Origin of the sequence: Blattabacterium cuenoti, assembly GCF_014251775.1 — a bacterium.
GTDB lineage: Bacteria > Bacteroidota > Bacteroidia > Flavobacteriales > Blattabacteriaceae > Blattabacterium > Blattabacterium cuenoti_H.
This window is the reverse complement of sequence record NZ_CP059199.1, coordinates 250,586-272,076: the sequence shown is the minus strand read 5'-3', so window position 1 is coordinate 272,076 and position 21,491 is coordinate 250,586. Positions and strand designations below refer to the sequence as shown.

The 21,491-nt window shown below is 22.6% G+C and carries 19 protein-coding genes and 2 tRNA genes; 9 read left to right on the top strand and 12 right to left on the bottom strand.

Going from position 1 to position 21,491, the window contains the following annotated elements; translation table 11 throughout:
- Nucleotides 1–3 precede the first annotated feature (3 nt).
- Genes dnaG through mtaB form a run of 3 tightly spaced genes read left to right on the top strand, consistent with a single transcriptional unit; the run spans nucleotide 4 to nucleotide 3,866 of the window.
- Nucleotides 4–1,845 carry a DNA primase gene (gene dnaG, locus H0H58_RS01320; RefSeq protein ID WP_185865244.1) on the top strand — a complete coding sequence of 614 codons (1,842 nt, stop codon included), beginning with the start codon at nucleotides 4–6 and terminating at the stop codon, nucleotides 1,843–1,845.
- A 58-nt stretch (nucleotides 1,846–1,903) separates the two neighbouring features.
- Nucleotides 1,904–2,533, top strand: a complete 630-nt coding sequence (locus H0H58_RS01315) for a peroxiredoxin (protein ID WP_185865243.1) — start codon at nucleotides 1,904–1,906, stop codon at nucleotides 2,531–2,533.
- 25 nt (nucleotides 2,534–2,558) lie between these two features.
- Nucleotides 2,559–3,866 (top strand): tRNA (N(6)-L-threonylcarbamoyladenosine(37)-C(2))-methylthiotransferase MtaB, encoded by a 1,308-nt coding sequence (gene mtaB, locus H0H58_RS01310; protein ID WP_262887160.1) that lies wholly within the window; start codon nucleotides 2,559–2,561, stop codon nucleotides 3,864–3,866.
- On the opposite strand, the gene lipB is transcribed toward mtaB, so the two are convergent.
- Entirely contained in the window at nucleotides 3,855–4,580 is a 726-nt protein-coding gene (lipB, locus tag H0H58_RS01305; protein ID WP_185865241.1) for a lipoyl(octanoyl) transferase LipB, read from the bottom strand. The genes mtaB and lipB overlap by 12 nt on opposite strands.
- Before the next feature lie 83 nt (nucleotides 4,581–4,663).
- Between lipB and lysS the strand changes: the two genes are divergently transcribed.
- A complete protein-coding gene (lysS, locus tag H0H58_RS01300; protein WP_185865240.1) occupies nucleotides 4,664–6,160 on the top strand; it encodes a lysine--tRNA ligase in 1,497 nt (498 codons plus the stop codon).
- Nucleotides 6,161–6,172: 12 nt separating this feature from the next.
- On the opposite strand, the gene H0H58_RS01295 is transcribed toward lysS, so the two are convergent.
- A complete protein-coding gene (locus H0H58_RS01295; protein WP_185865239.1) occupies nucleotides 6,173–7,129 on the bottom strand; it encodes an amidohydrolase family protein in 957 nt (318 codons plus the stop codon).
- 9 nt (nucleotides 7,130–7,138) lie between these two features.
- Entirely contained in the window at nucleotides 7,139–7,765 is a 627-nt protein-coding gene (rsmG, locus tag H0H58_RS01290; RefSeq protein WP_185865238.1) for a 16S rRNA (guanine(527)-N(7))-methyltransferase RsmG, read from the bottom strand.
- A gap of 83 nt (nucleotides 7,766–7,848) precedes the next feature.
- On the opposite strand from rsmG, the gene H0H58_RS01285 reads away from it, so the two are divergent.
- Complete coding sequence (locus H0H58_RS01285; protein ID WP_185865237.1) at nucleotides 7,849–9,042, top strand: pyridoxal phosphate-dependent aminotransferase; 1,194 nt, start codon at nucleotides 7,849–7,851, stop codon at nucleotides 9,040–9,042.
- Between the two features lie 8 nt (nucleotides 9,043–9,050).
- Here the strand turns inward: H0H58_RS01285 and H0H58_RS01280 are convergent.
- The 4 genes from H0H58_RS01280 to H0H58_RS01265 form a co-directional block, all read right to left on the bottom strand.
- Nucleotides 9,051–9,124: transfer RNA gene (locus tag H0H58_RS01280), tRNA-His, on the bottom strand.
- A 26-nt stretch (nucleotides 9,125–9,150) separates the two neighbouring features.
- The gene (locus H0H58_RS01275; protein WP_238785163.1) at nucleotides 9,151–10,230 is read right to left on the bottom strand and encodes a diphosphomevalonate/mevalonate 3,5-bisphosphate decarboxylase family protein; all 1,080 of its coding nucleotides are present in this window, start codon (nucleotides 10,228–10,230) and stop codon (nucleotides 9,151–9,153) included.
- 5 nt (nucleotides 10,231–10,235) lie between these two features.
- Entirely contained in the window at nucleotides 10,236–11,621 is a 1,386-nt protein-coding gene (locus H0H58_RS01270; protein WP_185865236.1) for a dicarboxylate/amino acid:cation symporter, read from the bottom strand.
- Between the two features lie 51 nt (nucleotides 11,622–11,672).
- Nucleotides 11,673–11,743: transfer RNA gene (locus tag H0H58_RS01265), tRNA-Gln, on the bottom strand.
- 132 nt (nucleotides 11,744–11,875) lie between these two features.
- Between H0H58_RS01265 and rpsP the strand changes: the two genes are divergently transcribed.
- On the top strand, nucleotides 11,876–12,214 hold the full coding sequence (gene rpsP / locus H0H58_RS01260) for a 30S ribosomal protein S16 (protein ID WP_185865235.1): 339 nt from the start codon (nucleotides 11,876–11,878) through the stop codon (nucleotides 12,212–12,214).
- Nucleotides 12,215–12,341: 127 nt separating this feature from the next.
- Here rpsP and H0H58_RS01255 read toward each other — a convergent pair whose 3' ends face one another.
- The 4 genes from H0H58_RS01255 to trmD form a co-directional block, all read right to left on the bottom strand.
- Complete coding sequence (locus tag H0H58_RS01255) at nucleotides 12,342–12,581, bottom strand: hypothetical protein (protein WP_185865234.1); 240 nt, start codon at nucleotides 12,579–12,581, stop codon at nucleotides 12,342–12,344.
- Between the two features lie 80 nt (nucleotides 12,582–12,661).
- Nucleotides 12,662–13,447, bottom strand: a complete 786-nt coding sequence (locus tag H0H58_RS01250; RefSeq protein WP_185865233.1) for an undecaprenyl-diphosphate phosphatase — start codon at nucleotides 13,445–13,447, stop codon at nucleotides 12,662–12,664.
- Nucleotides 13,448–13,467: 20 nt separating this feature from the next.
- Entirely contained in the window at nucleotides 13,468–15,405 is a 1,938-nt protein-coding gene (locus H0H58_RS01245) for a DNA topoisomerase subunit B (protein ID WP_185865232.1), read from the bottom strand.
- A gap of 344 nt (nucleotides 15,406–15,749) precedes the next feature.
- Nucleotides 15,750–16,412, bottom strand: coding sequence for a tRNA (guanosine(37)-N1)-methyltransferase TrmD (trmD, locus tag H0H58_RS01240; protein ID WP_185865231.1), 663 nt, complete (start codon nucleotides 16,410–16,412; stop codon nucleotides 15,750–15,752).
- 107 nt (nucleotides 16,413–16,519) lie between these two features.
- On the opposite strand from trmD, the gene der reads away from it, so the two are divergent.
- Genes der through H0H58_RS01225 form a run of 3 tightly spaced genes read left to right on the top strand, consistent with a single transcriptional unit; the run spans nucleotide 16,520 to nucleotide 20,773 of the window.
- Nucleotides 16,520–17,836 (top strand): ribosome biogenesis GTPase Der, encoded by a 1,317-nt coding sequence (der, locus tag H0H58_RS01235; RefSeq protein WP_185865230.1) that lies wholly within the window; start codon nucleotides 16,520–16,522, stop codon nucleotides 17,834–17,836.
- A gap of 5 nt (nucleotides 17,837–17,841) precedes the next feature.
- Nucleotides 17,842–18,429, top strand: coding sequence for a Holliday junction branch migration protein RuvA (ruvA, locus tag H0H58_RS01230; protein ID WP_185865229.1), 588 nt, complete (start codon nucleotides 17,842–17,844; stop codon nucleotides 18,427–18,429).
- A gap of 58 nt (nucleotides 18,430–18,487) precedes the next feature.
- Nucleotides 18,488–20,773, top strand: a complete 2,286-nt coding sequence (locus H0H58_RS01225) for an inorganic phosphate transporter (RefSeq protein WP_185865228.1) — start codon at nucleotides 18,488–18,490, stop codon at nucleotides 20,771–20,773.
- A gap of 95 nt (nucleotides 20,774–20,868) precedes the next feature.
- Here the strand turns inward: H0H58_RS01225 and H0H58_RS01220 are convergent, their stop codons facing one another.
- Nucleotides 20,869–21,405, bottom strand: coding sequence for a CvpA family protein (locus H0H58_RS01220; protein WP_185865227.1), 537 nt, complete (start codon nucleotides 21,403–21,405; stop codon nucleotides 20,869–20,871).
- Nucleotides 21,406–21,491 lie beyond the last annotated feature (86 nt).

The following is a 21,491-nucleotide window of genomic DNA, read 5'->3' as shown; positions in this document are numbered from 1 at the left end:
ATTATGATAATTTCTCAAAAATTAAAAAATAAAATTTTATCTATTTCTCGTATAGAAGATGTTATTGGAGATTTTGTAGAATTAAAAAAAAGTGGATCAAATTATAGAGGACTTAGCCCTTTTTCAGAAGAGAAAAATCCTTCATTCATCGTCTCTCCTATAAAAAAAATATGGAAGGATTTTAGTTCAGGAAAAGGTGGGAATATTATTACATTCCTTATGGAATATGAACGATTTTCTTATGTAGAATCATTGCATTATTTAGCCAAAAAATATAATGTTTTAATTAAAGAAAAAAAATTCTTTCAAAAGAAAGAAAATTCTATAAAAGAAAAACTATATCGTATACAAAAATATGCTAAATATTTTTTTATCAGTGAATTATTTAATAAAGAAGGATTAAAATATGGATTAAATTACTTGATGAATGATAGAGGATTTAATTTAGAAATAATAAAGAAATTTGAGTTAGGATATGCTTCAAATTCATGGATGAGATTTACAAAAAATTCTTTAAAAAATGGATTAAAGTCTAATTATCTGATTAAATCGGGATTGGTTTTTTCTAAAAATTGCAAAATTTTTGATCGTTTTAGAAATAGAATAATGTTTCCAATTCATTCTTTATCAGGAAAAATTATTGGTTTTGGCGGAAGATATTTAGAATTGAATAATTCTACTAACTCTAGCATTAGAATTACTAAATATATAAACTCACCAGAAAGCGATATTTTTAAAAAGAGTAAAATGTTATATGGATTATTTCAGGCTAAAAGTTCTATTTTGAGAGAAAACAGTTGTTTTTTAGTAGAAGGATATACAGATGTTATTTCTTTGCATCAATCTGGAATAAAAAATGTAGTTTCTACTTCTGGTATATCTATAAATGTTAATCAAATATTGTTGATAAAAAAATTCACAAAAAATATTATTCTTTTTTATGATGGAGATTTTTCGGGAATTAAATCTTCTTTAAGAATAATTAATTTTTTCTTGGAACAAGAAATCAATTTAAGAATAGTATTTCTTTCCAAAGGTGAAGATCCTGATTCTATATCCAAAAAATATTATTCTTCTAAGAAATTAAAAGATTTTATAAAGAAAAATAGTCATAATTTTATTTCATTTAAACAGAAAGTATATGAAAAATATCATAACAATGATGTATTTAAAAAATATTTATTAATTTTTAATGTTTTAAGTAGTATATCCAAGATCAATAATGTTCTTCAAAAAGAATTATATTTACAAGAGATATCTAAAAGATTTAACATTAGTAAAGAAATTTTAATTAATGAACTAGAAAAAATATCCGTTAACCCGGTTAAATCCATTAATTATGTTAAATGTGTTGTTAAACAAGTAAAAAAAAATATAATATATACTAATATTGAGAATGAATTAATGCGAATGATTGTGAAATATGGAAAAAATGTAATAAAAAAATTTAATAATAATGTTACTTCAATAATATTAAATACTTTTAAATTTTGGAAAATTCGTTTTTTATCAAAAAAAAATCAAGAAATTTTTGAAAAAATAAGTTATAAATATAAATCGGAAGAAAATTATAATATCAGTTTAAAAAAAATCGTATTAAATCATTATCATAATTATGATGATTTTAATAACATTAATGAAAAAGGTATAATATATAATTCTGATGAAATCACATTTTATCAATATTTAAATGAAATTTTACTTAGATATAAATTAATATATATTATGGTATTAATTCAAAAAGAAATTGAAAATTTCAATAATAATAATCTATCTTTGAGAAAGATTATATATTTAACTAAAATAAAAAATAATATTGATAAAAAATTAAATGGATATGGATAATTTTTATATTTTATATTATAATTTTTTTTTAAATTAGTAAAAATAAAATAATTGATTGATGAAAACATTAATTTCGAAAAAAGCACCTGATTTTGTTGCTAGTGCTGTTTTAAATGGAAAAGATATTGTAAAAAATTTTACTATAAAACAGTTCTTAGGCAAGAAATATATAATACTTTTTTTTTATCCAAAAGATTTCACTTTCGTATGTCCTACTGAGATGCATGCTTTCCAGGAAAAAATAAATGATTTTAAGAAAAGAAATACAGAAATTATTGCTGTATCAACAGATACGGAATATTCTCATTGGACCTGGTTGCAAATGTCTAAAGATAAAGGTGGAATACTTGGAATTACTTATCCTATTGTTTCAGATATAAATAAAACTATATCATATAATTATGGAGTATTATCTGGAAATATAATTTGTGATTCTAGTAATAATATAATAAAAGCTGAAGGTGAATTAATTGCTTATAGAGGATTATTTTTAATAGATAAAAAAGGAATTATACGACATATTTTAATTAATGATCTACCTTTAGGTAGGAATATCAACGAATCATTACGTATGATAGATGCTATTCAATACTTCGAAAAGAGTGGTGAAGTTTGTCCAGCTAATTGGAAAATTGGAAAAAAATCTATAAAAGCTAATCATGATGGTATAATAGATTATTTTTCCTAAAATGAAAAATGAATAAAAAAAAAAAATAAATATAGCATTCCATACAATGGGATGTAAATTGAACTACGCAGAAACTTCAACTATAGAAAGAAGTTTTTCTAAAAAAAATTATAAAAATGTATCTTTTAAGGATTATGCAGATGTTTATATTATCAATAGTTGTTGTGTAACAGAAAATGCTGAAAATGAATTTAAATATATTGTTCGTTCCGTAAAAAGAAGAAACCCTCAATCTATTGTAATAGCAATGGGTTGCTATGCTCAATATAATCCTAAAAAAGTATCATCTATATATGGAGTCGATAGAGTATTAAATAATGATGATAAATTCAATATTGTTGATATTATTAGTGATATAAATGTTGAAGTTAAAAATAAAAAAGATAAAAAATTATTTTATTCTTCTTTTTCTTTTGGAAAAAGAACTCGTTCATTTCTAAAAATCCAAGATGGATGTAATTATAAATGCAGCTATTGCATTATTCCGTTTTCAAGAGGAAAATCTATTTCTGATAGAATAGAAAATATATCCAAAAATATTAATTTTTTATTGAAAAATGGTATAAAAGAAATTGTGTTGACTGGGGTTAATATTGGTGATTATAGAGGTACAAATAATAAGGGAAAAATTTATAATTTTTTTGAATTAATTCAATATATAGAACAATATATTATAGAAAATATAAATATTGAAAATATTAGAATTCGTTTATCTTCAATAGAACCGAATCTTTTGAAAGACGAATTAATAGAATTTTTATCTAAAAGTAAATATTTTGTTCCTCATTTTCATATTCCATTACAATCTGGAAATAATTTTCTTTTAGGAAAAATGCAAAGACGTTATCAAAGAGAATTATATGAAAATAAAATAAATAAAATACGAAACCTAATTCCAAATGCTTATATAGGATCGGATGTTATTGTGGGATTTCCTGGAGAAACCTATAATCATTTCTTAGATACATATTTTTTTTTGAAAAAATTAGATATATCATATATGCATATTTTTACCTATTCTTCTCGACCTAATACTAAATCCATAAATTTTTTAGAACAAATTCCTAATAATATTAAAAGAAAAAGAAATAAAATTTTGAAAATACTTTCTAATAAAAAATATTATTCTTTTTGTAAAGAACAAATTAAAACAAAAAAAACGGTTTTATTTGAAAAACAATCAAAAAATAAACCATTTTTATATGGTTATACAGAAAATTATATCAGAACTAAAATTTTTGATCCATATTTAAAATATGAAAATTCTATGCAGAATGTTATTTTATTGGAAATAGATAAAAATGGAGTAATTTTAGTGGAATCATTCCATTAATTCAATTTGAAAAATATTTTTGAAAGATTTTTTTATAATTTGTGATGCTTCATAAAAAAGCAATGATTCATTGGTATTTTTTAATTGTAATTCATTTTTTAATGAAGTCATTTTTCTATTATGAATTCCGCAAGGAATAATATATTCAAAATATTGTAAATCTGTATTTATATTAAATGCTAATCCATGCATTGTTACCCAACGACTAACTTTAATACCTATTGAACATATTTTTCTTGGTTCTCCTTTTTTATTAATCCAAATACCAGTTTTTCCATTTTCTCGGATTCCTTTTATATTATATCCAATATTTAATGATTCAATAATGACTTCTTCTAAATAGCGAACATACTTATGGATATCCATAAAAAAATAATTTAAATCTATAATAGGATAAATAACTAGTTGTCCAGGACCGTGATAAGTAATATCACCTCCTCTATCTACCTTATAAAGGGTAGCATTCTTTTCTTTTAAAAAATTTGATGTTACTAATAAATTTTTTTTCTCTTTTCCATTTTTTCCAATAGTATAAATATGTTTATTGTATTCTACAAATAATAAAAATCCTACATTGTTTGTAGTTTTTATAAAATTAATATCATTTGTGATTTTTTTTTCAATTATTTTATTAAATATTTTTTTTTGATATTGCCAAGTATATCTATAATCTTTTTCTTTTATATATTCAAAATATATAACTTTTTTTTTCATATTTAAAAAATTTTCTATAAATAAAAATTCAAAACAAACGTATCTTAGTTAATAAATTATGAGGTAAAATTATAATAAAATTTATGCCTTTATCAGAACAACAAATTATACGAAGGAAAAAATTAAATCAATTAAGAAAATTAGGAATTAATCCATATCCTTCAGAAGAATATATAGTAAATACCACAATTAAAGATATACATAAAAATTTTTTAAAAAATAAAAAAGTTAGTATAGCTGGAAGATTAATGCGATTAAGAATTCTAGGAAAGGCTTCATTTGGGGAAATAAAAGATTATACAGGCTATATACAAATATATATGAATAAAAAAAATCTATATGCAGATAATATTGAAAAAAAATATGTTTATGATATTTTTTTTAAAAAGTTACTGGATATAGGAGATATTATAGGAATAGTTGGTGTTTTATTCAAAACAAACAAAAAGGAAATCACTGTATACGTTCAAAAATTAACTTTATTATCAAAATCTATAAGACCTTTACCACAAGTAAAAAAAGATAAAAATCAAAAAATATATGATTCTTTTTCCAATGTAGAAAAACGTTATCGTATGCGTTATGTAGATTTAATAGTTAATGATGACGTAAAAGATACGTTTTTAAAACGTACTTATATTATAAAAGAAATTAGAAATTTTTTGGATAACAAAGGGTATTTAGAAGTAGATACGCCTGTATTACAACCTATACCAGGTGGTGCTATAGCTAGACCTTTTATAACTTATCATAATACACTTGGAATACCTTTGTATTTACGAATAGCTAATGAATTATATTTAAAAAGACTTATAATTGGAGGATACCATGGAGTATATGAATTTTCAAAAAATTTTAGAAATGAAGGAATGGATAGATTACATAATCCAGAGTTTACTGTTTTAGAGTTATATGTTGCTTATAAAGATTATTATTGGATGATGGATTTTACAGAAAAATTGATAAAATTTATTTTTTTAGAATTTTATGACCAAAATTCTACTGATAATAGTTTTAAACATCCTTTTTCAAAAATTTCTATATTAGATTCAATTAAAGAACATACTGGATTTTATATAAAAAAAATGAATACAGATGATTTAATAGAAGTTTGTAATAAATTGCAAATAAAAGTAGATAAAAAATCTAGTAGATCTAAAATTATTGAGAATATTTTTGACGAAAAATGTAAATATAACTATAATAATCCAACTTTTATAACTGATTTTCCTATAGAAATGAGTCCTCTTACTAAAAGGCATCGTAACGAAAAAAATTTATCAGAACGTTTCGAACTTATTATAAATGGACAAGAGATAGCTAATGCTTATTCGGAATTAAATGATCCTATTGATCAATTAGATCGTTTAAAAAAACAAATGGAAATTCAAAAAAAAGATCTAGATGATGATTCTATATTTATAGATAAGGATTTTATACGTGCTTTAGAATTTGGAATGCCACCTACTGCAGGAATTGGATTTGGGATCGATCGATTAGTTATGTTACTTACTAAAAAAAAATCAATACAAGAAGTTATTTTTTTTCCTCAAATGCGTCCAGATAAAAAAAAATTATAATTCTTTCTATTTTTATAATCCTAATACTTTTAGTCCATTTACCGTAGCAATTTTTACTAGATTATCTATGTTATAATAATGACAAGCTTCTAACAAGACTCTTAACTCTATCCATAAATTTCCATCTGAGAATGGTTTATATATATCACAAATATTATCAGTGCCAAAAGCAACTATAATTCCTTCAGGCAACATTTCATCTATAGGAGTAATAGAATTATGACTAGGAGTTAAATTCTCATTTCTTATATGATCTATCCATGCAATTGGACATGATATAACCATTAGATTAGCTTTTTTCATTAATTGATAAATATTATAACGATAATTCTTCTCATGAGCTGCTAAAGATATACTATGAATAGCTACTACTTTTCCTTGCATTCCATATTCAATAGTTTTATTAGCTAATTGTTCAGTTTCTTTTTCCTTGATAGAATTTAGTTGATCTACATGAACATGTACAATTTTTCCATTTTCTTTAGCTGTTTTTAATAATATATCAATATGCTCATTTTCTTTTCCTAAATCTTTTGCAGGTAATCCCCCGATAATATCTACAAAATCGATTGATTTATCAAACCAATATCTTGATTTATTGTCTAATACACCTTTTAAAACTTGATTAGCAAAACATATTTTTATATAATTTTCGTAATTTTTTCTCAATTTTTTTGCTGCTTTTAATGCGCGATCTTCAATAATTTCATCAACATCAATAAAAGTACATATAGCTTGAGTCCCCTGTATTAAAAAATATTCCAAAGCTTTTTCCATTCTATAATAAATATCATCTTCTGTAGCTAAACGTTTCATTTCATCAACTAAATACCATTTTTTTTTTAGTGGATAATAAGAATATTTGAAATTATTATCAGTTAAAGTATAAGCTCTATCTAAGTGAGTATGAGCATTTACCCATCCACCTTTCTCCTTAATTTTTTTAAGAAAAATTTTTTTAGGATTCATTATTTTTTATTATATATTTGGAATCCAAACTATTTTTTTATCAAAGAAAAATGGTTCTTCAAAATATTCTTTTAAAGAATATTCCATTGCATAAGGAAATGTATTTTTCTCTTCAGAAAGATCACCACCTTTTAAATATAAGGTCCCAGTTTTATTTTGAATAGTATATTTTTTTTTAAATTTATTTTTTATCCAATTTTGGATAATATTTATTTTAGCTACACCTCTAGTAACTATAAAATCGAATTTTTGGTCTATTTTTTCTGCACGTATACAAATAGGATATACATTTTTAATGTTAAGATATGATACAATTTTTTTTACCACTTTAATTTTTTTTCTAATAGAATCTACTAATATGAATTGAGAATTAGGAAATAATATAGATAGTGGAATACCTGGAAATCCACCTCCGGTTCCTAAATCCATTATTTTTGATCCAGATTTAAAAGAAAATATTTTTGCTATACTTAAACAAAAAAGTACGTGATTTTGATAAAAATCATAATTATAAGATGTTTTACGAGAAATTACATTAATAAAAAAATTCCAATACTTATATAAATCCTTTAAATAAAATAGTTGATTTAATTGATTAGTCATAAGATTTGGAAAATATTTTTTTATCAATTCCATATAATTAAACTTAAATAGAAAAATAAACTTATAACCAAATTTATAATTTATTTAGATTTGTATTCATTTAAAAAATCCAATTTATGAAAAATATATTATCCTATCGTTCAAAAAATATATCTTTTTCACAAACTATTGCTATGTCATCTAAAGCTAGATTATTAAAAAATAGAGGATATAACATTATCAATCTTAGTTTAGGAGAACCAGATTTTTCTCCACCTGAATTTATTTTAAATTCTGCTAAAAAAGCAATAGATAATGGATTTCATCATTACACTCCTGTATCAGGATATACGGATTTAAAAGAAACAATCTGTGATAAATTTTATCGTGATAACCAATTAAAATATAAACCATCGCAAATTGTAGTATCTACTGGAGCAAAACAATCAATCATTAACGTACTATTATCTTTATTAAATAAAAATGATGAAGTTATTATCCCATCTCCTTATTGGGGAAGTTATTTGCAAATGGTAAAATTTTGTGAATCTAATCCAGTTATTATTCCAACTAATATGAATAATAATTTTAAAATTAATCCAGATAAATTAGAAAAATACATTTCAGATAAAACAAAATTATTTATTTTTAATAATCCCTGTAATCCTACAGGAAGTATTTATTCTTATGAAGAATTAAAAAAATTAATAGATGTATTAAAAAAATATCCAAAAATAATTATTTTATCAGATGAAATATATGAACATATTTATTATTCTAAAGTTCATCCAACTAGTATAGCAATTTTTCCGGATATTTATAAACAAGTTGTTACATTAAATGGTTTATCTAAAGCATTTTCAATGACTGGATGGAGAATTGGATATATTGGAGCACCAGAATGGATAGCTCAATCATGTGACAAAATACAAGGACAAATGACTTCTTGTGCTAATTCTATTGCACAAAGAGCAGCTATTACAGCATTAAAATCTTCTCCTAAGAAAATTCAATATCTGGTAAAGTCTTTTAAAAAAAGAAGAGATTTGATTTTAGATAAAATTAATGAAATTAAAGGATTTCAATTCAATAAACCGGATGGAGCTTTTTATATTTTTCCTAAAATTTCTAATTTTTTTGGAAAACAAATAAATGGAATTTCTATTAAAAATTCAGATCAATTTTCTGAATTTTTACTTGAAAAAGCTCATGTAGCTACTGTCAGCGGTAGTGCTTTTGGTAAAGATGGATATTTACGGATTTCTTATGCTTCTTCAGAAAAAAATATTATAGAGGCCTTTGAAAGGTTAAAGATATTATTACATAATTAATTAATTTGGGTGGATGACCGGATTCGAACCGGCGACTTTCAGAACCACAATCTGATGCTCTAACCAACTGAGCTACACCCACCATTTATTATTTAAATTTAAAAAAAATCAATTCCATATACAAAAACTTTCTATAATATTTTTATAAAAATGATAAAGATTATTTTTTATCCATTTAAAAATAGTTTTTTTTTCTTGAATAGGATATAATATATGAATATTTGCTCCAGCATCTAATGTAAAATAGATATTTTTTTTACTTTTTATTCTATATTTCCAAATATTTTGGATGACCTCTATAGTATTAGGTTGGAAACATAAATAATAAGGATTAGAAGTCATTATCATCGCATGAAGGTTTAAAGCTTCTTGTTCTATAAGAATTCCAAATTTTTTAATATTTCCTGATTTTAATATGGAGATCAATTGAACCATATTATTATTAGCGTGTTTAAATCTCTCTTTAGCATAAGGATGATTATTCATTAATTGATGACCTTTCGAACTTAATATTTTTTTTGGTTTATCGTCTATTATTAAAATAGTATCTTCTATTTTCCTAAAAATAGGATGAACCGTATATGGATATGGAATAGAATAAAAATTATTACTTCCTTTTATTAGTTTATGAGCCCCCCAGACAGATAATCCGGTATAAATAGATCTGCAAGCGCTACCAGAACCTAATCTTGCTAAAAAAGATGCTTTTTTTAAAATAAAAGATTTTGTTAAAGAATTAATTAATTTTTTTTCTATATCCATAATACATAAAGCTATAGAACTTATAGAAGATGCAGATGAAGCTATTCCACTACTATGGGGAAAGGTATTATTAGTTTCTATAATAAAATTGAAATTTCGTAAATAAGAACAATAAACAAAAATTCTATGAAAAAATTTTTTCATCCTTAGATAAAAAAAAGTATGCTCTTTTCCAGAAAATAAAAATTTAAAGTAAAATTTACTGTTCTTTCTATCATTCATTTTATAAATTATTTTAGTTACTGTATAAACATTATTTAATCGATAGCTAATAGAAGAATTAGATGGGATTTGTATATTATTTTTAGATTTTCCCCAATACTTAATCAAAGCTATGTTAGAATAGCTAATTTTTTTTATTACTCCATTTTTTATAAAGGGGACTGTTTTATTATAATTACTATAAATAAAATCTTTTTTATTCAAAATTATTATAAGTCGTTTTTAGCATAATCTAACATTTTTTTATCATCTAATTCTCCTTCAGAACGGGCTATTACGCAACTAGCTAATCCATTTCCTATTACATTTACAGTAGTTCTAGCCATATCCATCAATTCATCAATTCCAATAATTGCTAATATTGGCCAATTAGGCAATCCAAAAGATGCCACTGTTGCTAACAGTATTACTAAAGAAGCTCTAGGAACTCCAGCTACTCCTTTACTAGTCAAGATTAAAGTTAAACCTATAAATATTTGTTGGCTAAAACTTAAATGTATTCCGGCCGCCTGTGCTACAAATACAGTAGCTAAAGATAAATATAAGGTAGTCCCATCTAAGTTAAAACTGTATCCAGTAGGAATAACAAAAGCAATTATTTTTTTTGGAACTCCTAATTTTTCTAAATTTTCCATCAGTAATGGTAAAGCTGATTCTGAACTAGTAGTAGCGAAAGCTAATGAAACTGGTTCAGTTAATGCTTTAATAAAAGCTTTTAAAGGGACTTTTATCCATAAAAGTATAGGAAATAAAACTACTAATATAAATATTACCAAAGCAAAATAAAGAGTTAGTAATAACTGTAATAAATTATATAATATATCCAACCCCATATGTCCTATTGTATAAGCAATAGCAGAACCTACTCCTATAGGTGCAAAATACATAATTATTTTAGTAAATTTAAACATAATTTCTGATAAACTTTCTGCAAAAGAAATAATCATATTTCTTTTTCTTTCTTCTAAAGAAATCATAGATATTCCAAATATTACTGAAAAAACTACAATGGGTAATACATCACCATGATATATAGATTTTATAAAATTTTCCGGAAAAATATGCAAAATTATTTCTTGCCAGGTTCTACTTTCCACTTTTGGTAATTGTTGTGCTGTTATACCATAAGGCATAACAATTCCAACTCCAGCTTTAGATAAATTAATAGCAATAAGTCCAATAAATAATGCTAAAGTAGTTACTATTTCAAAATATAATAATGATTTCCACCCCATACTTCCCAATTGTTTAATATCAGAATGACCTGCGATTCCTACTACTAAAGTGGAAAATAATATTGGAGCAATGATAGTTTTAATTAGTCTTAAGAAAATTTGGGATAAAAATCTTAATTGTACAGCAATTTTTGGTTGGTCTAATCCTATTTCTATTCCGATTATAATAGATAATAATATCCATGTAGTTAAATCTTTTTTTAAAACAGCATATAAAATAAAAATAGATATAACAAAACATCTTAATAAACATAAAATTAAATTATTAAAACCAAAAAAAGATTTATATAAATGAAAAATTATACAAGGTAAAAAGCTTAAAAAAGCTATAAGTAAAACTTTATCTTTTTTTATTTTCATTCCAAATATTTATTTTATTTACTAAATTAATTTTCAGGGAAATAATGGTAACAGACCCGCAGGGATTCGAACCCTAACTAACAGAACCAAAATCTACTGTGCTACCATTACACAACGGGTCTTCTGTAAATATAAATTATTTTTTTTCTTTTTTACTAAATTATATCAAAATATATTTAATATATTTATAATTTCAAAGGAATTTTTTTCATTAAAATTCTTAATAAAATTTATCATAAAATAAAATAGAAAATATGGTTAAAATACGTTTAAAACGAATTGGAAAAAAACATAATCCTATCTATAATATAGTAGTAACAGATTCGAGATCCCCTAGAGATGGAAAGTTTATTGAAAAATTAGGGACATATAATCCTAATACAGATCCTAGATCAACTATTATCAATATAGAAAATTCTATTTCATGGCTTATGAAGGGAGCACAACCTACAAATACAGTAAGATCCATTTTTTCTAAAAATGGAATTTTATTGAAAAAACATTTATTAGAAGGAGTTAAAAAGGGGGCTTTAACTCCAGAAGAGTCTAATAATAGATTTAATGAATGGTATAAAAAATATAATATTGTTTAATTAAAAAAAACAGTTAAATAATATGATAATTAATTAGATAATTAATAAATTTTATCTAAATCAAATCATCAATCGATTTTTTATAGAAAAAAATGCCTATACTATCGATATAATATAGGCATTATTGCTATTTAAAAGACTTCCAATTGGCTATAGATATAATATACGTACCATTTCCACCTTCTATGAAAAATTTTATATACGAAATGTATATTTCATAGATATTATTTTTATTTTTTTTCACTTCTAGCATATTTATTTTTTCTATTTTTTTTAAAGCAGAAAATAAATGTGGAATTTTATCCATTTCTCTTATAAATTTTTCAGCAGAATTTTTTTTATTATTCGGAAAAAAGTTTATTTCCAAGGTTTATCTATAAACAATATTTTACCTTATATCAATTCGATAAATTCAAATGATTTTATTTTATTTGTATTTTTTTACTTTTAAATATTATAATAATAATGTATAATCATCAATAAAAATCCAATAATAATTCTATAATAACCAAATAAATTAAAATCATTTTTTTTTAAATATTTCATCAAATATTTAATAGCAGTAATAGATGTCACAAATGATACTATATTTCCTAATAATAATAATTTTAAATCTTTATATAAATATTCTGACTGAATAATTTTATAGTCCAATAACTTTTTTAAAGTTGCAAAACTAATAACTGGTATAGATAAAAAAAATGAAAATTCAATGGAATCTTTTCTATCTATTTTTTGTAAAAGTCCAGCAGTAATAGTTGTAGCACTTCTAGATATACCAGGTATTAAAGATATACACTGAAACAATCCAATAATAAATGCTCTATAATAAGTAATTTTATTTCTTTCTTTATAAAAATTTTTTTTGTAAAAATTTTCACATTTTAATATAATTATCCCTCCTATGATAAGTGATAAATATACTATAAATGGTTGATTTAAAAGTATATTTATTTTTTTATAAAAAATTAACCCCAAAATTCCTACTGGAAAACTAGCTAAAAAAATTTTTATATAAAAATCTATTTTTTTATAGAAAATTTTTTTACCATACAAAAAAACAATAGATAAAATTGATCCAAATTGAACAGAAACTAGAAAAAAATTAGTTATTCTATTTTTTAATATCCCCATTATTGATGCAGCAACAATCATATGTCCTGTAGAAGAAATCGGAAAAAATTCAGTAATTCCTTCAATAAATCCCAATAAAATAGATTGAATGTAATTCATTTTATACTAATGATACTAAACTAAACATCTAGTTTAGCCATAATTGCATATTTTTCTATGAAATCTCTACGAGGAGGGACTTCATATCCCATAAGTATAGAAAATATTTTATTGGCATATTCAAGATTTTCTATTTGAATTTTTCTAAGAGTTCTTTTTTTTGGATTCATAGTAGTTTCCCAAAGTTGTTCAGAATTCATTTCACCTAAACCTTTATAACGTTGCACTATTACAAATTTTCTACCTCCAAATTGATTAATTATTAAATTTCTTTCTTCATTATTCCAAGCATAACGCGAATTAGAACCTTTACGTATTGAATAAAGGGGGGGAGTAGCGATATAAATATGGCCTTTTTCTATTAAAGGTTTCATATATCTAAAAAATAATGTTAATATTAATGTAGAAATATGACTACCATCTATATCAGCATCTGTCATAATAATAATTTTATTATATCTTAATTTATCTATATTTAAAACAGAATTATCATTGACATCAATAGTAATTCCCAAAGATGTAAATATATTTTTTATTTCCTCATTTTCCAATATCTTATATTGTACAGCTTTCTCTACATTAAGTATTTTACCTCTTAATGGTAAAATTGCTTGAAAATTTCGATCTCTACCCTGTTTAGCCGTTCCTCCAGCTGAATCGCCTTCTACTAAATAAATTTCACATTTTTTTGGATCATGAAAAGAACAATCGGCTAATTTACCTGGTAAAATACCTCCACTACTAATAATCGATGGATTTTGTTTTTGTATTAATTCTCTTGCTTTTTTAGCTGCCTGACGTGATTTAGATGATAAAATTATTTTATCAATAATTTTTTTTCTATCACTAGGATGCTCTTCTAAATAACTATTTAGAATTTCTCCTGTTATTTTTTCTACAATTCCACCTACCTCATGATTACTTAATTTAGTTTTAGTTTGTCCTTCAAATTGAGGATTCATTACTCTAATAGATATTAGAGCTATAATTCCTTCCCTAAAATCTTCTCCTGTAAATTCTAATTTATCTTTAGAATTTATTCCATATGTCTCTATATATTTTTTGAAAGTTCTAGTTAAAGCTCTTCGAAATCCAGATACATGTGTTCCTCCTTCAAATGTATTTATATTATTAACGTAAGAATATATTATCTCTTTAAAAGAAGTGTTATATAACATAGCAATTTCTACAATTGTATTGTCTATTTTCCCTTCAATAAAAATAATATCTTTAATTAGTGATTCATGATTCTTATTTAAAATAGTAATATATTCTCTTAATCCATTTTTAGAAAAAAAATGTTTATTTATATTATTTTTTTCATTTCTTAAAAATAAATGTAATCCTTTATTTAAATAAGCTAATTCATTCAAACGATTAGCTATCATTTCATGATTATATTCAATAGATCTGAAAATTGTATTATCAGCAATATAATGGATTTTAGTTCCTATCATTTCAGTATTTCCTAAACATTTAACAGAATCCACAGGTTTTCCTCTAATATATTTTTGTTGATAAATATTTCCATTACGATATACAGTAACTATCAATGTACTAGAAAGAGCATTGACACAAGAAACTCCTACTCCATGTAATCCACCAGAAACTTTATAAGAATTTTTATCAAATTTTCCTCCTGCTCCAATTTTAGTCATAACCACTTCAAGAGCTGATTTTTTTTCTTTTTTATGAATTTCTACGGGAATTCCACGACCGTTATCAGATATCGTTATGAATCCATTTTTATGGATATTTACCCATATTTTATTGCAAAATCCAGCTAAAGATTCATCAACAGAATTATCAATTACTTCATATGCTAAATGATGTAAACCTCTTAAACCAACATCACCAATATACATGGATGGTCTCATTCTGACATGTTCTATTCCTTCTAGAGATTGAATGCTATCTGCTGTATATCCTTCTGAAGGATTATTTTTTTTTTGATTCATATGAATTAGAAATATTTTTCATTCATAGTAAATATATAAAAAATATAAAAAATGTTTTTTTTGTTAAAATTGGGTATAATCAATTAAGAAAAAATTATATAGGATGTTATTCGATAGCCCATATAATATATGAATTTTTTTTAAATATGAATTTTTTTTAAAAAAAAGTATAATAATATAAGTTTGAAACATTTACTTTTTGAAAAGTATATTTTTTTATATAATAAATAAGCTTATAAAATATTTAACCTTTAAGTAATTGATTCTAATAAAGCATTAATTCAGTATAGGTAACTATATGTAATAAATAAATTAAAATAGTAAAATAAAATTAAAAAAATCATCTAAAAATCCAATTTTTTCTTTTTAATTTGTTTATTTTCCCAGTCTTTTATTTTTTTATGATTTCCAGATAATAATATTTTAGGCACCTCCCATCCTTTATAATTTACTGGACGTGTATAAATGGGAGGGGAAATAAAACTAGGATCTTTTTGAAAAGAATCCATTAAAATAGATTGTTTATTTTGGATAACTCCTGGTATTAATCTAACTATAGATTCTATTACTACTGCTGCCGCTAATTCACCACCTGAGATAATATAATTTCCTATAGATATTTCTTTAGAAATTAAATGATCTCTGATTCTTTGATCAACTCCTTTATAACGTCCACAAAGAATAATTATATTTTTTTTAAAAGATAATTGATTAGCATATTCTTGTGTAAATGGATTTCCATCAGGAGTCATAAAAATAATTTCATCATAATTTATTTTTTCTAATAATTCAGAAAAACATTGATACACCGGTTCAATTTTAATAACCATTCCACATCCTCCTCCATATGGATAATCATCTACTTTTTTACGTTTACCTATACCATACTTTCGTAAGTCATGAATATTAATATCAACTAATCCTTTATCAATAGCTTTTTTAATGATTGAATTAGAAAAAGGACTCAAAAAAAATTTAGGAACCAAACTAATAATATCTATACGCATTTTTTTATATTTTTTCTACTGAAAAAAAATATTCAATGTAATTTGAATAGAATAATTAAATATTTAAACTAATAAAAAAAATCTAAATTTGTAAATAATTTTTCAGTATGAATTATACTGTATCTATTGTAGGACGCCCTAATGTGGGAAAATCTACTTTATTCAATCGCTTTGTAGGAAATAGAAAGGCGATTGTCCATAAGTATAGTGGAATAACTAGAGATAGTATTTTCGGTTATTCTGAATGGAATGGAATAAAATTTTCTGTATTAGATACAGGAGGTTATACTATGTCTAATGATTTTATTCAACAAGAAATAAATAGTAAAATTTTTGAATCTATAGACAAATCTGATATAATTTTATTTTTAATAGATATAACAACAGGATTATTATCATCCGATATAGAACTAGCAAATTCTATCAGAAAATGTAAAAAACCAATACTTTTAGTTATAAATAAAGTTGATCATGCCATTTCCGATTTTGATATTGATTTTTTTTGTTTAGGGTTTAATGACTATCATTATATATCCGCTATTAATGGCAGTGGAACTGGAGAATTATTGGATCGTTTGGTAAAAATTTTGAAAAAATCTATTAAAATAACTAAAAAATATAATTTAGAAAAAATACCAAAAATTTCAATAGTAGGGCGTCCTAATACTGGAAAATCTACATTAATAAATTCATTAATAAATAAAAATCATCATATTGTTACTGATATCCCCGGAACTACTAGAGATAGTTTAGAAGTAATCTATAAAAAATTAAAATATGAATGTATTTTAATAGATACTCCAGGTATAATAAGAAAAAAATCAAAAGACAATATTGAATTTTATTCAATGACAAGAGCCATAAATACTATAGAATCTATAGATATTTGTTTATTAATGATTGATGTAGAAATAGGGTGGCGAAAACATGATATGAATATTTTAAACATAATTAAAAAAAATAATAAGGGAATTATAATTCTTGTAAATAAATGGGATTTGTTTTATGAAACAAATAACTTTAAAAAAAAATATGAAATTTTTATTAGAAAAAAAATTTATCCGTTGAATGTTCCAATATTATTTATATCTGCAAAAAATAAATATAATATAACAAAAATTATTCCTATAGCTTTTAAAATTTTGAAATATAGTAAAAAGAAATTGAAAACCAATATCTTAAATAAAATTATGTTACCTATTTTTCGAGAAAATCCACCTCCATCTATCAGAAAATATAATAAAAATAAGTTTATAAAAATTAAATATTGTACTCAATTATCTTCATATAATCCAAAATTCGTATTTTTTTCAAATTTTCCTAAATCTATAAAAGAATCATATAAAAGATTTATAGAAAATAAAATACGTTATCATTTTGACTTTAAAGGAGTTCCCATACAAATTTTTTTTAGGAAAAAATAAATATCGTGATAACGCATTTAAGAGGAAAAATAATTGAAAAAAATAAATCGAATCTAATAGTAGATTGTTGGGGAGTAGGATATAAAATTAATATATCTTTATATACTTATTATCTATTAAAAAATGAAGAAAAAGAGGTACTAATTTACACTTATTTATTTATAAGAGAAAATCAACAAATATTATATGGTTTTTTTGATAAAAAAGAAAGAAAAATATTTTTATATCTAATTTCTGTAAATGGAGTTGGTCCAAATTTAGCTATTTTATTATTATCATCTTTAACCCCGTATGAAATAGAGAAATCGATATATGAAGAAAATATAATAACATTTAAAAATGTTAAAGGGATTGGAAATAAAATAGCTCAAAAAATTGTTATTGAATTAAAAGATAAAATTAATAAATATTATAAAGCCGAAAAAGAAAAAAAAATACTTAATGATCATGTCAAAAAAGAAGCTTTAAACGCTTTAAATGTTCTTGGATTTTATTCTAAAGAATCAAAACAATTACTGGATAATATTTTCATTGAAAATCCTAATTTTTCAGTAGAAAATTTAGTAAAAGAGTTTTTAAAAAAAAAAAAATGAATTGTTATACGTTTTAATACTAGTATAAATGTATGAATAAACAATTTTTTTACTTACTATGGAATTTTTTTATCCTTCAGTTATAATAATTCTTTTTATTTTATCAGTATTTGATCTTATTGTAGGTTTAATCAATGATGCAGTAAATTTTTTAAATTCTGCTATTGGATCTAAAGTATCTTCTAGGACTACCATAATGATATTTGCTAGTATAGGAATTATTTTAGGATCAATTCTTTCTAGTGGAATGATGGATATAGCAAGAAAAGGAATATTTAATCCTTCTTATTTTTACTTTTCAGATATTATTTTTATTTTTTTAGCAGTTATGATATCTGATATTATTTTATTAGATATTTTTAATACATTAGGATTACCGACTTCTACTACAGTATCCATGGTATTTTGTTTATTAGGAGGTTCTTTTAGTATTGCAACTATAAAAATATTATTAAATAATAAACCGTTTCATTATATTATTCAATATATTAAAATTTATAATATACTAAATATTAGTATAGGAATTTTTTTATCAATTATCATTTCATTTATTTCAGGAGCTGTTATTCATTATTTTATTCGTTCTTTATTTAGTTTTAATTACAAAAATAAATTAAAAGATATAGGCGTTATATGGACAGCTATTTCATTAAGTAGTATGACATATTTTCTTATAATCAGAGGATTACAGAATACTATAAGAGGATCATTTTTTATAAAAATTACTACATTTATTACATATTTAATTAGCTGGATTAATCATAATTTTTTTACATTTTTAATTGGATTGTGTTTAATATGGGGGGGTGTAGCAAAAATATTTATATCATTAGGATTTAACACTTTAAAATTTGTAGTATTATATGGAACTTTCGCACTTGCAATGGCATTTTCAGGAAATGATTTAGTAAACTTTATAGGTATTCCTATAGCTGGAATTCAATCATATGATATATGGAAAAAAGAAGGAATAGGAAAACCAGCAGAAGAATTTATTATGAAAAATTTGTCTGGAAATAATGTACCAGTACCATATGGTATTTTAATGATTTCTAGTATTATTATGATATTAACATTATGGTTTTCTAAAAGAACTAATAATATTACTAGTACAGAAATAAATTTAAGCAGACAAAACGAAGGACCAGAAAAATTTTTATCGAATTCTTTCTCTAGATGGATTGTCCGTTTTTTCATATATTTAGGTAATATTTTTAAAAATTTTTTTCCAAAAAAAATTTTTGCATATACAGAAAAGAATTTTAGAAAAACAAACATAATAATAGAAAAAAATGAAGCATTTGATTTAGTAAGAGCTTCGGCTAATTTAACGATATCTAGTGTATTAATATCTATTGCTACAGTAAATAAAATTCCATTATCTACTACTTTTGTAACTTTTATGGTGGCGATGGGAACTTCATTAACGGATAGAGCATGGGATAGAGAAAGTGCGGTATATAGAGTATCCGGGGTATTAAATGTTATAAGAGGATGGTTATTAACTGGATTAATAGCTTTTATGATGGCTGGGATAATAGCGAGTTTTTTATATTTTTTTAAATCATGGGCTCTATTATTTTTATTTTTTTTAATTTTTTTTCTTTTTTATAGAAGTTATAAAAATTATTCTAAAATAGAATTTAGGAAATTTGAAGAAAATAAATTTTTTTTCGATATATCAAATATTGATATAGAAAATACTATTAATATAATTTTAAATATTTTAAATCCTAAAATAGAATCTACAAAAATTATTTATAGAAATTCCATAGAAGGAATCATTAATGAGGATTTAAAAAAATTAAAGAATAATAGAAATAAATTACTTGAATTAATAAATAATTTTACAGGAATAGATAATTCTTTAATTCAAGTAATTCGAATTATTCATAAAAATGATAAAAATTATGGAATATTTTATTTCCATATGTATAATACAATAAAAGAAATAATGAAATCTTTAGATGTTATAACTAATTATACCTTATTTCACGTTATAAATAGCCATAAACCTTTACGTAATAAACAAAAAAATAATCTTTTAATGCTTAATAATATGATAATTAAATATTTTAATTCTATAAAAAATATTAATAATAATAATGATTTTTACAAAAAATTGGATTTTTTTTTAAATAAAATGAGTAATCATATTATAGAAAATATTGAAATTCAAATGAATGAACAATTAATAGGTATTAGTAAAAATAAATATGGAACAAAAAACACATTTTTAATGTTAAATATCCTTTCAGAATCAAAAAAAATTACAAAATATATAAAAAGTATTATTTCATTATATAATCAATACGTTTTTAAAATTATCAAAATAAAAAATTAAATAGGTAATTTTTTTATAAATCCGTATAATTGAATTTATTATATAATATTTACTTGATTATGATTGATATTTTTATAGAAAAAAATTTTTTATCATCATTCGATTAACATATCGATAATAAAATAAATTTCTCGAAATTTATTAATAATTATTTTAAATAGTGATCCATCTCTATCTAAAAAATAGATTAATTTTTTTTCCAAAAAACTATTGAAAAAATAATTAGGGATAATCTTAATTTCTTTATTTATTTTTTTTAAAAAGAATATATAAATAGATATATATAAAAAATATTTTATAATGCCAAATATGAAACCACCTAATCTATCAATTGGTTTCATAAATGTTATTTTTATAAAAAATTGTATTATATTTTCTAATATAAATACCGAAAAAATTATAAAAATAAATGAAATTAATAAAGGAGCAAACATTAGAAAATATTTATATTCTTTTATAGAAGAATAAAATTCATTGAATATTTTATTTATTAAAATCATTATATAAATTCCTTTATAAAAAAATATTATAAAAATCATGGATACAAAAAGTTGCGATACTAATCCTTTTTTATATCCATTATTACCTCCTAATAATATTAAAATTAATATAATTATATCTAAAAATGTCATGATTTATATAATACAATTGTTATGAAAAAAATTTATGTTAATTAAAATTAAATTTTTATGAAATTCAATAAACTAAATAAATAATT

What these genes read in the sequence shown, in the direction of transcription:
- dnaG (WP_185865244.1), top strand. Translation starts at nt 4, where the DNA reads ATGATAATTTCTCAAAAATTAAAAAATAAAATTTTATCTATTTCTCGT.
- H0H58_RS01315 (WP_185865243.1), top strand. Translation starts at nt 1,904, where the DNA reads ATGAAAACATTAATTTCGAAAAAAGCACCTGATTTTGTTGCTAGTGCT.
- lipB (WP_185865241.1), bottom strand. Translation starts at nt 4,580, where the DNA reads ATGAAAAAAAAAGTTATATATTTTGAATATATAAAAGAAAAAGATTAT.
- lysS (WP_185865240.1), top strand. Translation starts at nt 4,664, where the DNA reads ATGCCTTTATCAGAACAACAAATTATACGAAGGAAAAAATTAAATCAA.
- H0H58_RS01295 (WP_185865239.1), bottom strand. Translation starts at nt 7,129, where the DNA reads ATGAATCCTAAAAAAATTTTTCTTAAAAAAATTAAGGAGAAAGGTGGA.
- rsmG (WP_185865238.1), bottom strand. Translation starts at nt 7,765, where the DNA reads ATGGAATTGATAAAAAAATATTTTCCAAATCTTATGACTAATCAATTA.
- H0H58_RS01285 (WP_185865237.1), top strand. Translation starts at nt 7,849, where the DNA reads ATGAAAAATATATTATCCTATCGTTCAAAAAATATATCTTTTTCACAA.
- H0H58_RS01270 (WP_185865236.1), bottom strand. Translation starts at nt 11,621, where the DNA reads ATGAAAATAAAAAAAGATAAAGTTTTACTTATAGCTTTTTTAAGCTTT.
- rpsP (WP_185865235.1), top strand. Translation starts at nt 11,876, where the DNA reads ATGGTTAAAATACGTTTAAAACGAATTGGAAAAAAACATAATCCTATC.
- H0H58_RS01250 (WP_185865233.1), bottom strand. Translation starts at nt 13,447, where the DNA reads ATGAATTACATTCAATCTATTTTATTGGGATTTATTGAAGGAATTACT.
- H0H58_RS01245 (WP_185865232.1), bottom strand. Translation starts at nt 15,405, where the DNA reads ATGAATCAAAAAAAAAATAATCCTTCAGAAGGATATACAGCAGATAGC.
- trmD (WP_185865231.1), bottom strand. Translation starts at nt 16,412, where the DNA reads ATGCGTATAGATATTATTAGTTTGGTTCCTAAATTTTTTTTGAGTCCT.
- der (WP_185865230.1), top strand. Translation starts at nt 16,520, where the DNA reads ATGAATTATACTGTATCTATTGTAGGACGCCCTAATGTGGGAAAATCT.
- H0H58_RS01225 (WP_185865228.1), top strand. Translation starts at nt 18,488, where the DNA reads ATGGAATTTTTTTATCCTTCAGTTATAATAATTCTTTTTATTTTATCA.
- H0H58_RS01220 (WP_185865227.1), bottom strand. Translation starts at nt 21,405, where the DNA reads ATGACATTTTTAGATATAATTATATTAATTTTAATATTATTAGGAGGT.